The 12,374-nt window shown below is 51.7% G+C and carries 11 protein-coding genes; 5 read left to right on the forward strand and 6 right to left on the reverse strand.

Features of this window, described 5'->3' with window-relative positions:
• The first annotated feature begins 198 nt into the window (after positions 1–198).
• Positions 199–765: an L-threonylcarbamoyladenylate synthase type 1 TsaC gene (gene tsaC / locus AC4IE8_RS09060; protein ID WP_490790845.1), complete on the forward strand. Its 567-nt coding sequence runs from the start codon at positions 199–201 to the stop codon at positions 763–765.
• Between the two features lie 290 nt (positions 766–1,055).
• On the opposite strand, the gene AC4IE8_RS09065 is transcribed toward tsaC, so the two are convergent.
• Positions 1,056–1,415, reverse strand: a complete 360-nt coding sequence (locus AC4IE8_RS09065; RefSeq protein WP_068994528.1) for a thioredoxin family protein — start codon at positions 1,413–1,415, stop codon at positions 1,056–1,058.
• Between the two features lie 133 nt (positions 1,416–1,548).
• On the opposite strand from AC4IE8_RS09065, the gene hemB reads away from it, so the two are divergent.
• Positions 1,549–2,559: a porphobilinogen synthase gene (gene hemB / locus AC4IE8_RS09070; RefSeq protein ID WP_490790846.1), complete on the forward strand. Its 1,011-nt coding sequence runs from the start codon at positions 1,549–1,551 to the stop codon at positions 2,557–2,559.
• A gap of 45 nt (positions 2,560–2,604) precedes the next feature.
• Entirely contained in the window at positions 2,605–3,417 is an 813-nt protein-coding gene (gene aroE / locus AC4IE8_RS09075; RefSeq protein WP_490790847.1) for a shikimate dehydrogenase, read from the forward strand.
• A 36-nt stretch (positions 3,418–3,453) separates the two neighbouring features.
• On the opposite strand, the gene minE is transcribed toward aroE, so the two are convergent.
• The 3 genes from minE to minC are packed head-to-tail and all read right to left on the reverse strand — an operon-like array spanning position 3,454 to position 5,309.
• Entirely contained in the window at positions 3,454–3,723 is a 270-nt protein-coding gene (gene minE / locus AC4IE8_RS09080; RefSeq protein WP_068994536.1) for a cell division topological specificity factor MinE, read from the reverse strand.
• A 4-nt stretch (positions 3,724–3,727) separates the two neighbouring features.
• Positions 3,728–4,537: a septum site-determining protein MinD gene (gene minD / locus AC4IE8_RS09085; RefSeq protein WP_071892801.1), complete on the reverse strand. Its 810-nt coding sequence runs from the start codon at positions 4,535–4,537 to the stop codon at positions 3,728–3,730.
• A gap of 55 nt (positions 4,538–4,592) precedes the next feature.
• On the reverse strand, positions 4,593–5,309 hold the full coding sequence (gene minC, locus AC4IE8_RS09090; protein WP_068994540.1) for a septum site-determining protein MinC: 717 nt from the start codon (positions 5,307–5,309) through the stop codon (positions 4,593–4,595).
• 541 nt (positions 5,310–5,850) lie between these two features.
• Here minC and AC4IE8_RS09095 point away from each other — a divergent pair.
• Positions 5,851–8,217 carry a C1 family peptidase gene (locus AC4IE8_RS09095; protein ID WP_490790848.1) on the forward strand — a complete coding sequence of 789 codons (2,367 nt, stop codon included), beginning with the start codon at positions 5,851–5,853 and terminating at the stop codon, positions 8,215–8,217.
• Complete coding sequence (locus AC4IE8_RS09100; RefSeq protein WP_490790849.1) at positions 8,204–8,539, forward strand: hypothetical protein; 336 nt, start codon at positions 8,204–8,206, stop codon at positions 8,537–8,539. Before AC4IE8_RS09095 ends, AC4IE8_RS09100 begins: the two co-directional genes overlap by 14 nt.
• 501 nt (positions 8,540–9,040) lie before the next feature.
• On the opposite strand, the gene AC4IE8_RS09105 is transcribed toward AC4IE8_RS09100, so the two are convergent.
• Entirely contained in the window at positions 9,041–10,990 is a 1,950-nt protein-coding gene (locus AC4IE8_RS09105) for a diguanylate cyclase domain-containing protein (protein ID WP_490790850.1), read from the reverse strand.
• 510 nt (positions 10,991–11,500) lie between these two features.
• A complete protein-coding gene (locus AC4IE8_RS09110; RefSeq protein WP_490790851.1) occupies positions 11,501–12,193 on the reverse strand; it encodes a hypothetical protein in 693 nt (230 codons plus the stop codon).
• Positions 12,194–12,374 lie beyond the last annotated feature (181 nt).

Below are 12,374 nucleotides of genomic sequence, written 5' to 3' on the forward strand. Positions count from 1 at the left end.
TTTTACACTGATACCCGTACAACCCAGCCATGAGTTTGGTGAGGTTTTGCCTGACAAACAACAGCGAATAGCGCTTAACCCGGGAACTTGCCAAGCCTTCAACGGCACTCTGCCAGATGGAAGCGATAACTTTCTAAGCCAATCGATACTACGTACAATGAGATTTCGCCAACCGTTGACGTAAAAAAAGCAATTGCAGTGGAACAGTTCATACACCCCTGGCATCTTCGCCTGGCTCGCGATGTCATTCATGCAGGCGGGCTGATTGCCTATCCAACCGAGGCTGTATTTGGGCTGGGCTGCCACCCCCAGGATGGGGATGCCGTAGCCAGACTCCTGAAGCTGAAACGACGCCCACAGGAAAAGGGATTGATTCTGATCGCCGACAGGCCTGAGGCCCTTACGCCCTATCTGGGTGAGATACCTGAACAGGCCTGGCAACGGGTTGTTGAAAGCTGGCCTGGACCGAACACCTGGGTAGTACCCGCCTCAGAGCGCACCCCGGTCTGGCTGACCGGCAGGCACGATTCGATCGCCGTGAGAGTTACCGACCATCCACTGGCCGCTGCACTCTGCAGAGTCGCCGGTACGCCACTGGTCTCCACCAGTGCCAATCTCAGCCAGCACCCTCCGGCACTGAATCCTCTGCAGGTCAATCTGCGTTGCACCCCCGGTGTTGACCTGGTAATCCATGGCAGGACAGGGGGGTTATCGCGACCCACAGTCATCAGAGACGCCCTGAAAGAGACCCTGATTCGAGGCTGAGAGGTAGCAGACTGGAGCATGAAAAAAAACCCACCCGGGGGATGGGTGGGTTTAAAGCGCTTATGTTTCAGCGCCGGAGGAGGATCGAAACCATCAAAACTTATCCATAATGACGGCTGCGCTGAAAAAATCTTTAGCCATCTCCGGAAGTTAATTACCTAAAATTGTCATAAACCACTAGCTCTTTGTATTTATAGCGATTTTTTCTTTGTATATTGCTCGAATCCGACTCAATCAAGGCCGCTGGACAACTATTAAACATCGCCCGAGAGCCGCACACGCTAAAGCGTCTAAAAATCGCCCAGATGTTCGACGATCCACGCCCTGATCCAGTGGCTGGCACGGGAACCGTGAAAACGCCCTCTCTCTTCCCCATCGACAAACAGTATGACGGTTGGAAACCCCCGTAGCCGATAGCGCCCGGCTAGCCGCATGTTGTCATCCACTTCAAGTTTTGCCAGCTGCATTCGTCCCTCATACTCGCTGACCACACGCTCCAGGGCTGGCGCCAGTGAGATACAGGGGGCACACCATTCAGCCCAGAAATCGACCAATACCGGCCCCTGGTGGGATAGTTGGATCACCTGCTCATCGAAGCCCGCCTCATCGACATTGTAGATATAGGGAGGATTCTGCTTGTTGTTACTCATGAAGACAGCCTGGAGTCTTGGATTTTTTTACGTTTTCGGATCACTACTACGGAAGATTTTCAACCGATAGTACACTCAGACCAGCATCATAGGTTATCGTAGGAGTTTTTCCCAAACAGTCAGAGTCTCAAACATGACCAGCCAATATCGCCGATCACAATTTCCCGCCACACGAATGAGAAGAATGCGGCGCGATGAATTCTCCCGTCGCCTGATGCGTGAAAACCAATTGACCCCGGCAGATTTCATCTTCCCGGTTTTTGTTCTGGAAGGAGAACAGCAGCGGGAACCTGTGCTCTCAATGCCTGGGGTGGAGCGCATGAGTATCGACCTGCTGGTTGAGGAGGCGAAGGCGATTGATGCCCTGGGCATTCCTGCCATGGCACTGTTTCCAGTTACCCCGGTGTCGGCAAAAAGCCTGGACGCCCGTGAAGCCTTCAATCCCGACGGTTTGGCGCAACGGGCGGTGAGGGCGCTGAAAACCGCGCTGCCGGAACTGGGCGTGATCACCGATGTGGCACTGGACCCCTTTACCACCCATGGTCAGGACGGATTGATCGACGACAGCGGCTATGTGATGAACGATGAGACCAAGGCGGTTCTGGTCAAACAGGCCCTCTCCCACGCCGAAGCGGGCGCCGATGTGGTTGCCCCCTCGGACATGATGGATGGCCGGATCGGCGCGATCCGCGAAGCACTCGAAACCGACGGACATATCCACACCCGGATTCTCGCCTATGCGGCAAAATACGCCTCGAGTTTTTACGGCCCGTTTCGTGACGCCGTAGGCTCGGCTGCAAACCTGGGTGGCGGCAACAAATACAGCTACCAGATGGATCCGGCCAACAGTGACGAGGCGCTGCACGAAGTGGGACTCGATCTGCAGGAGGGCGCCGATATGGTGATGGTCAAGCCGGGCATGCCCTATCTGGACATCGTACGCCGGGTCAAAGAGACCTATCAGGTCCCCACCTTCGCCTACCAGGTCAGTGGTGAATACGCGATGCTCAAGGCCGCCGCGCAAAACGGCTGGCTCGATGAACAGGCGGTGGTGATGGAATCCCTGCTGTGTCTCAAGCGGGCTGGCTGCGACGCAATCCTCACCTACTTTGCCAAGCAGGCAGCACAGTGGCTGCAGGACTGATTGAATCCGTGTTAACAGGCCGAGGCCCACGAGCAGCAGAACCCTATGGATAAGTACGCAGTCATCGGCAATCCAATCGCCCACAGCAAGTCTCCTGAGATCCATGCCGCCTTTGCCCGTCAGACCGGTGAAGCGGTGGCCTATGAGCGCATTCTCGGTGACAAACAGAATTTTGCCAGGGATGTGCATCGGTTCATGGCTGAGGGTGGACAGGGGCTGAATGTCACCGTGCCCTTTAAGGAGGAGGCCTGGCGACTGGCTGACGAACTGAGTGACAGAGCCCATACTGCGGGTGCGGTAAATACCCTGATCCGCCTCGATAACAACCTGCTGCGGGGAGATAACACCGACGGGGTGGGTCTGGTTCGCGATCTGACGGTAAACCAGGGATTCCGCATGGCGGACAAACGTATCCTGATGCTGGGTGCGGGTGGTGCGGTGCGTGGTGTGATGCGCCCGCTGCTTGAGCAGAAACCGAAACGCATCATCATCGCCAACCGGACTGCCAGCAAGGCGTACGCCCTAGCCAGCGTGCTTACCAGCTATGGACAGGTGGCCGGCTGTGGACTGGAAGAGCTGCAAGGCATGCAGTTCGATCTGATCATCAACGGCACAGCTGCGGGACTCGATGGTGAAGTGCCCAACATACCCGATGATGTCCTGACCAAAGGGGGTTGGTGCTACGACATGCTATACAGCAACCAGGCTACCCCGTTTCAGATCTGGGGAAAGGCCCATCGGGCCGCCCGCTCACTTGATGGTCTCGGCATGCTGGTGGAGCAGGCAGCGGAATCCTTCCGGCTTTGGCGCAGCATCCTACCGGAAACCCCGCCGGTGATATCCATGTTACGGGATTGATAGGACCACCTGAGTTCATCGCCCGTTGATGTACGCTTACCCGGTGGAGCGTTCACCCTCGGGCAATACGATATTCAGTTCCAACACCTCGTGATGCTCATCATGCTCCAGGTTGACATTCACCGCGCCCGGCTCAACCGCGACATACTTGCGCAGCACCTTGAGAATATCCCGCTGCAGCTGTGGCAAGTAAGAGGGGGCGTCCCGACCCGCGCGATCATGAGCCACCAGGATCTGCAGACGCTCCTTTGCAAGCGATGCTGAACCGGATGTGGATTTGGATTTAAAGTAGCTCAACAAACCCATTGTCTTAACCCCCGAACAAGCGGCCCAGCAGGCCTTTCTTCTCGATCTCAAGGAAGCGGTGAGGCAGTTGTTCTCCCAGATAACGGGCCACCACATCACTGTAGGCCTGTCCCGCCGTACTCTCACCATCCATGATGACCGGCACACCTGAGTTGGAGGCATTGAGCACTGCCTGGGATTCCGGAATCACCCCAATCAGATCGAGAGAGAGGATATCCTGCACATCCTCAACACTCAGCATCTCACCACGCTCCACCCGCTCAGGGGAGTAGCGGGTCAGCAGCAGATACTCGCGAATCGGTTCCCGGTCCTCTTCGGCCCGTTGGGATTTGCTTGAGAGGATACCGATCATACGATCCGAGTCGCGCACCGAAGAGACTTCCGGATTGGTCACAACGAACGCATCATCTGCATAATACATTGCCATCGTGGCACCCAGCTCAATACCCGCAGGTGAATCACAGACAATGTAATCAAAATCTTCAGACAGATCAGTCAGTACCTTGCCCACACCCTCTTTGGTCAGGGCCTCTTTGTCGCGAGTCTGTGACGCCGGAAGAATAAACAGGTTCTCATTCCGCTTGTCTTTGATCAGCGCCTGATTGAGACGCGCCTCACCGTGAATGACATTGATAAAGTCATACACGACCCGACGCTCACACCCCATGATCAGATCGAGATTTCGCAGACCCACATCGAAATCGATCACCACAGAGCGGAAGCCACGCTCAGCAAGCCCCATTGCCAAAGCTGCCGCAGTAGTGGTCTTCCCTACGCCCCCTTTTCCGGATGTGACAACGATGATTCTACTCAACTCAATGCTCCCATTTTCTAGGTATATAAACTTTTCAGATCTATGATCAATCCGACTACAACTTTTTGAATACCAAGGCATCCCCCAGTAGGGTGACACGCACAAGACGCCCCATAAAACGGGCTTCAAGATCCTCACTCACTTTGTAACGACCCGCGATTGAAACCAGCTCCGCTCTGAGGTCCTTGCAAAATATTGCGGCCTGCTCATCACCTCTCACCCCGGCCATCACCCGACCACGAATGGAGGTGTAGGCATGAATGCTGCCATTTGCCACCACTTCCGCGCCACTGCTTACCGGCGCCAACAGCACCAGATCACCCTGTGCATAGACCCGTTGTCCGGATCGTACCGGCGTGTCGACAACCTTGGTCGCCACAGGCATCGATGAGGATGGGGCACGGGGCCGCTTTGTGGACTCTTTTTTTGCAGAACGGCGGTTATCGGAAAATACTGCCAGCTCCAGCAATCTCGCCTGTTCCTGAAATGCCTTCGAGCCACCCCGAACACCAACCGGTATCAACCCGTAACCGCGAATGGCACCGACCGCGACAGCCAGGTCGCTATCCGCCATCTCAACCTCACTCTGCGTAAGGTCGATCACTATTGGTGTGTTGCGAAAGAAATCGGGCGCCTTGGCGATGCGCTCGCATAGCAGGCCATCAATGGCATCGGTATCCAGCTCAGACATGCATAGCTTCAACAGTGTGAATGCACCCGCTTTCAACTCAACCTTAGAACCCTCTGCGGTGAAATCTGTTGTGGTCGTCATCGGTCAAACACCTTCAGGATCAAGGTGAATCTGTAATCGGATTGAGTTTTCATCAAAACTGATCCATAGAATCCAGGAGAACCATAACCCTCTCACCAACCTGAAACCGACAGACCACTCTTAAAGATGCCCCGGTCAGTTATCACAGAAGGGTTACCCGAACACCGTTAAAAAGAAAATCGTTTTTAACAGGCCCGCTAAATCGTAAATGAAATTTGTTACGACGCCTTATCCCATTCCGGAACCTGTGAACTGGTGCAAATTATCAAAATTTTTAATCCTCACCGATTGCAAAACCGGCAAAAACCCAATGCCACACAGGATTTTTTATAACGATGATTAATTGTTAGAGCGCCATTGACCCTGAAAAAAACCGTGGCAGTAAACATCTGTCCTGCCTTGCCACGTTTATCGACGCAAAAAAATGTACGGTAAAAATTGAACGTCGCTGCTAGGGGAATCCCTAGCTAGCCATCTCGACCTATCCCTGCTCTCATCCCACATTATCTATCTAACCGTTACGAAAAGGAGTTTCGCAAAGATGAATAGATGGAACTATCTAAAATCTCTCATTCTTTATTTATCTCTTATCCTGACCATCTCAGCCTGCGGCGGCGGAGGTGGGGACGATGACGATCCTGAACCAACCTCAAACAGAGCGCCCACCGCTGAGGATATTTCAGTCACAAGCAATATCAACAGCCCCTATATCAACATCAAGCTGATCGGTAACGACCCGGACAATGACACCCTATCCTATAGCATGGAGGCTGCCAGTGATGGCTCCGGTTATGAGCGCGCCTTTGTCAATCCCAATACAGGTGACCTCTACGCCATCCTCACAGACGATGGTACGGACATCATTGTTATTCCGTACAAGGTAACCGACGGCTCCCTCTTCAGTAACGTTGCCGAGGTCACCATATCCATTGGAGAACTGGAGGGGCATGGTACAGGCGCCAACGAAATTCCTGCTGAAGAGTATGGACGCCTGGAGCTGGCTTTCTTTGATGGCGAGCGGTTTGGCTCCACACTCGGAGATGATCCCAGCCTGCCAGCCTCGATCGACCTTTCGGGAAATTTTCCGCAGCCGGGCAACCAGGGTACACAGGGCAGTTGCGTCGGCTGGGCAACCGGGTATGCCTTGAAATCCTACCACGAAAAGGTTGAAGAGCAGTGGGCCTTCTCGGAGGCAACGGTGTTCAGTCCCGCCTGGATCTACAACCAGATCAATGGTGGTGTGGATCAGGGTTCACGCATCGATGAAGCCTTACAGCTGATAATCGATCGAGGTGCTGCCACCTGGGGAAACATGCCCTATGACAACACCAATTTCACCAGACAACCCAGTCAACAGGCGATCGCTCAGGCTGCCAACTACAAAGCGCGTGAGTATCGCTCCATTACCAGTACACAGCAGATAAAGGCAGCCTTGGCAAATCGAAATCCGGTGGTGGCCGGTATTCTCGTATACGATGATCTACAGAGACTGAGCGGCCCTAACTCGGTCTACAACTCAACCACCGGCGAACCAAGTGGTGGCCATGCGGTAACCCTGGTCGGTTACGACGACAACAAGTATGGCGGGGCTTTCAAAATCATCAACTCCTGGGGAACCGGCTGGGGGGATAATGGGTTTTTCTGGCTCCCCTATACCATGGTCGGTCGGGTCATGTCCCAGGCACTGGTTTTAACCGATGGCGCCAATACCGGCGAGAACACCGATGATGATGTCGACCCGGTTGTTCCCCCCACCGATGGCGAACTACCCAATCTGGAGATAGTTCAATGGCAACTCAACTACGACACCCAGGCCGGCGGTCAAGGCACCTGGCAGTGGGAGGTCATCAATGGCGGCACAGCCGATGCGCCAATGGGTGCGGATGTCAATCTGATGCTATCGACGGATAACCAGATCGACAGCTCCGATTGGTATATCGTCTATGAAGAGATCCCGGTGACCCTGGCACCAGGTGACAGTGCTTCACGTGATCAATCCAACCCCAGATATTTCAAACTGCCGCAAAATCTGCCGCCTGGTGACTACTACATCGCCACCTGGGTGGATGATCTGCAGGAAGTCGAAGAGAGTGACGAACATGACAACCAATCGTTTGGTGACGGCCAGGTCCACATCGACTCCTCATCCCTACCCGACATTGCGATCGATTACTGGTATGCAGAGTGGGACAGTTATGGAAATGGCCTGTTGGAGTATACGGTATACAACGATGGTGACGTCCCAACCACTCGCACCGATTGGGATATCAACCTCATCTTGACCATTGGTGAAGATACCAGCCAGGGGGGCTATTACCTCTTTTACGAACATGCCAATCATATTCTCAATCCGGGCGTGTCTGTCTATCGGGATGAGGAGTCTCCCGCCAGTTTCAATCTCTTCACCGATACCAATGGAAACTCAATTCCCAGCGGCACCTACTATATGTCGCTCTGGGTAGATGATCAGGGATATGAAAATGAGTCCAACGAAATCAACAATCTTTCCATTGGCAATACTCAAGTCACATTGACCAACAACAGTTATCGATCATCATCGGAGGACCAGCAGGGAGCAACCAAGAAACCGGCCTCTGACAACAACAGCGATATGCAGGCATTGGCATTCGACGGTGCAGGTAAAAACATCAGACACACTTATAACGGGCGCCGCATCCCCGATACCAACGTACTCATGGCGAAAGTCAAAATCACCGATCAGGCTGACGGTAGCCGCACCATGACAGTATTGGAAAGCGACAAACCTGGTAGTAGTCAACAGACAGGCACCATCTCCGGTGAAAAGCGTTACAACAAGGTTATAAACTCTGCTGACCAGGCTATAACCCCAAGGGTAAACCGCATACAAATGCCTATAGCTCAGGATACCGATAATGATACGAAATAGCGCCATGTTATCTCTATCCCTGAGCCTACTGCTGGTTACTGCCAGTTGTTCCACAAAAAACTCGGAGCCTCAAACCGATCAAAAGATCAGTCAAGCCAATGAGAAACCGGGCATGCCGGACAAATCGATTCAGCACTGTAAGGAGGCGGGGTTCGAAAGCGTAGTGGTTACTGAAAACGGTATCCCCACAAGTTATCTTTGCATCAATCCCAGCACCAGTAAAAAGTGTGGCAGCTGGGCCTTCTATCGGGGGGACTGCAGATTGGACAATTCAGACGCCCCCTCATCAACTGACAAGGCGATTAAAATCAAGCAGCAATAGCGTAGCCGGAAACCGCAGTACAATGGCAATGCGATTAATGAATCTGCAGTGATAGTACAACCACGCAAATCATTTCGCCCTCTTCACTGTAAGAGGGCGAAATATCTTGTGGTAACAGCGCACTGCCAGTTTGATAGCTGATTCATCATGAATTGGATATCATTTTCTCCATACCATTGCATTATCAATGGAGACAAACGCAAAGATTGTTATTCCACTGAAAACGACTAACCCGAATGCCATAGACGTCACATTACCAACGTGAAGTAAATTGAATAATTATTAGATGAGGACAATTGAGTCATTCACAGCATTCAAGCTGTGGGCTTCGTTGCCTGGATTCCGGTATCCGCCGGAATGACGAGCGCTATACCGGCCTAACTCTCCGTTGTTGATCTCCATATTATCAAACCAGAAATAACTGGAGCGTGTTAGCGAGACTGATCCTGGAGCGTAACACTTATTCAAGCTCACGCTACATACAGGTGACAATAAAAATTTTTAACTGGGAATTTCCACTGAATCTGAAAAACAGACCTTCTTTTCATGATTGCGCTTTGCTTCGTACATGGCCAGATCAGCCTGTTTCAGTAAATCACTTACCTGCTGATGATTTGGATAGAGAGAAACACCGACACTCGCATCAACGGCACAGTGATTTCCTTGAATCTCAATCGGCTGATCCACCGCAGCGATAATTTTATCTGCGACATAGCTAACGGCATCAACAGCATTCAAATCTCTTAGCACAACTACAAATTCATCCCCACCCAGGCGGGCCACTGTATCTCCCTCACGCACCACTGCCGAAATCCGCTTGGCCACTTCCTGCAAAAGCAGATCACCAACCTCATGACCAAAACTATCATTGACCATCTTGAATTTATCGAGATCAAGAAACAGTACCGCAACCATTGAATCATTTCGCCGTGCATAGCTGCATGATTGTTCAAGTCGATCTTGTAACAGAAGTCTGTTTGCAAGACCGGTCAGGGGATCATAGAAAGCAAGCCGCTCCAGTTCCACTTGTTGATTTTTACGTTGTGTTATCTCGGTAAATATTCCTACATAGTTGGTAAGGTCACCATGCTGATCTATTACGGCACTGATACCCAACCATTCAACAAAAACTGCACCATCTTTTTTTCGATTCCAGATCTCACCCTGCCAGAAACCTTTTGTTTTGATTTCTGACCACATAGCCTGGTAGAAATCCCCGGAGTGCTTGCCCGATTTTAGAAGGGCCGGTTTCTCACCAATTATCTCCTCAGCAGAGTATCCGGTGATTTCGGTGAAGGCATTATTCACCGAAACAATATTCTCCAGTTGATCAGTTATCATGATTCCTTCCGTTGCACACGCCATCACCTGATGACTCAGGCGCAACTGCTCCTCCGACCTCTTCCGCTCAGTCACATCCCGGATCACACATACTGTATGCAATTGACCCTGAAATGGCATCGAGGCAATTGACATTTCCAATGGAAACTCTTTTCCCTCCCGGTCTATACCAACTTGCTCGATTACTCCATCACCTATCTGGGTTTCACTTTTCAAGAAACCGATCAGGCTCTGATCTTTCTCTTGATGATTACCGGTAGCACGAACGAGATCGTAAATCGTTCGCTCGAGAGCTTCACTCTCCTGATAACCAAAAATGCGTGCGGCCGCAGGATTCCAACTCTCAATTCCTCCCTGTTGATTGGTGGTGAGAATGGCATCCTGAGCTGACTCTCTCATGGCACTGAGTTTCATCTCTTTCTCTGCCAACTGATCCTGGAAATGCTGCCGCCTCCTCACATCGAATCCCGCTCTGACTGCAACAATCAACAACAGAACCAGAATAAATAACGACAGACCGTGACTTGATGATGTGCCATTTCTGATCAGGGTAAGCAGGGCTCGATTGTCATCTGTTATGTCATAGTAGAGTTCGAAGGCGCCAAGAAACTCCTTGCCATTCATCATCGGAACGTAAATTTCCACCACATCACGGGGAACCGTCTCACCCTCCATGGTCGTTGCCTGCTTGGTTACCAGCTTGCTATAAGTCTGACCAACCGCCACCTTGTCATGAAAATAGCTGTATTCGTTATAGTTACCGATATCCTCTGCAGCGGTTGAGTAGACAGTCAATCCATCGGCATCGAACAGTTTCGCCTTCCACAACGCATAGTCCGCTTCCAGCATGGCGATATGGTGTTCAAACACAGGGTCGACCACATCGGGCGCTATGGGTTGATTTCCCAGGCCCAGCATATTACGCATATGCCCGGCAGACAGCTTGGCATTACGCTCAACAACCGTAATCAACAAATCAGAAAACTTCGGCTGTAGATATTGAGAGGAGAGAATTGGAAAGGCCAATACAGCACTCACAGACACAAGTAGGCCATAACGGATGAAAGGCACCCGCCAAGCAGCAATTAAGTTGGCCCAAATCTCGCTCACCTGACAGCCCACTGGTATCTATGACAAGTTTCACAAATGTAGAAAAGCCCCTATATTCCTTCAGACGCTTAATTTGATGATCGGCACTTTTTACAGCTACTTGAGAGATAATCGCCTGTGTCATCCCATAATGAGAACATGGGCTGATCGGCTGTCACTCCCATCAGCGTTGCAATCATCAAGAACAGTATGATTTATCACTATTAATCAGAAGTATAGACGTCTTACCCGATCACTCGTATTCGACACAAGAGGCAACAAACCAGCGGCACTCCATTCATTGATTCCATACGGAGTCAGTCCCTTACAGCATCAAATTCAGTCGTCTCAAACCCTTAACTCAAAAGGGTTATGAAACCAATTGAAAACTGTTTTATTCAAAACAGAGCGCCATAAAGGGATCTTTCACCGGCGGAATAGGTGAAAAATGTCAATTTGCAGGATTTGTCTACAGGCCCAATATTCAGAATACCCACTGATTCCAGGGCCTGTTAAGACGAAATCAAACACTCAACCAACACTGTCTCGATGCCGTGAAAACCCAACCAAACCCAGCAGAGCGGATCCAAACAGCCACACCGCCGCCGGAATGGGTATTGGGGCAACTTCCCTGGAAAAGGTACAACTGGCATCCAGACAGGTTGTACGAAAACCGAACAGCTCCTCGACGACGGCATGACCCGAACCATCCCAACCCTGCACAGAGAGCCCCAGGCCTGCGGTATGGAGTTCATAGATACCTGGATCCGCACCATCCGCATCGGGGATCAATTGATAGAGCAGGAAGTCCGCTGTGTCTCCTGGGCTGATAGTCCCGTCGATCGCGAACCAGGAGTCGGAAGTCGGCGCACTGAAACGGTACTGGGAGCCGGCATCACCACAATTCAGGGTAAAGGTATCGCTGCAGGTACGGGTGGTAAACGGCACAACCCTTTCATAGCTGGCAAACGGCACCCCATTCGCTTCTGCCGGAAATTCCTCCTCATGCCACCCATGTAGTGGCGGCGCTGAGCGGTTATAGCGCAGTGGATCCGAATTCTCATCCAGGAAGAGGGTAACCCGGACATTGATGGTCTCGTCGGCCGCGACAGTAGCTGTCGGCTCAGTGAATACCAGGGAACCCATCACCGCCGCATAGGCAGGAGCACTCTGTAGTGCAGCTATAGTCAAGGCGGTCATTCCAATGGAACTGTGTAACTTCATGTTAACACCTCATCTATATTTTTAGCGGCCCCGCTTTGTCGAGGCTGTTCCCAGCTTACACGATCCACTCTCCGAATATTGCGACAGCCTCGTAAAAGCTGGGCAACCATGATAACCCATGGCCCCCAGCGTCATTGCGGATAATCAGCCTCCAGTTTGTTAACAAATCTCACGCAATCCG

Source organism: Candidatus Thiodiazotropha sp. AKAK2 (genome assembly GCF_058244685.1).

What these genes read in the sequence shown, in the direction of transcription:
- AC4IE8_RS09065 (WP_068994528.1), bottom strand. Translation starts at nt 1,415, where the DNA reads ATGAGTAACAACAAGCAGAATCCTCCCTATATCTACAATGTCGATGAG.
- hemB (WP_490790846.1), top strand. Translation starts at nt 1,549, where the DNA reads ATGACCAGCCAATATCGCCGATCACAATTTCCCGCCACACGAATGAGA.
- aroE (WP_490790847.1), top strand. Translation starts at nt 2,605, where the DNA reads ATGGATAAGTACGCAGTCATCGGCAATCCAATCGCCCACAGCAAGTCT.
- minE (WP_068994536.1), bottom strand. Translation starts at nt 3,723, where the DNA reads ATGGGTTTGTTGAGCTACTTTAAATCCAAATCCACATCCGGTTCAGCA.
- minC (WP_068994540.1), bottom strand. Translation starts at nt 5,309, where the DNA reads ATGACGACCACAACAGATTTCACCGCAGAGGGTTCTAAGGTTGAGTTG.
- AC4IE8_RS09095 (WP_490790848.1), top strand. Translation starts at nt 5,851, where the DNA reads ATGAATAGATGGAACTATCTAAAATCTCTCATTCTTTATTTATCTCTT.
- AC4IE8_RS09100 (WP_490790849.1), top strand. Translation starts at nt 8,204, where the DNA reads ATGATACGAAATAGCGCCATGTTATCTCTATCCCTGAGCCTACTGCTG.
- AC4IE8_RS09110 (WP_490790851.1), bottom strand. Translation starts at nt 12,193, where the DNA reads ATGAAGTTACACAGTTCCATTGGAATGACCGCCTTGACTATAGCTGCA.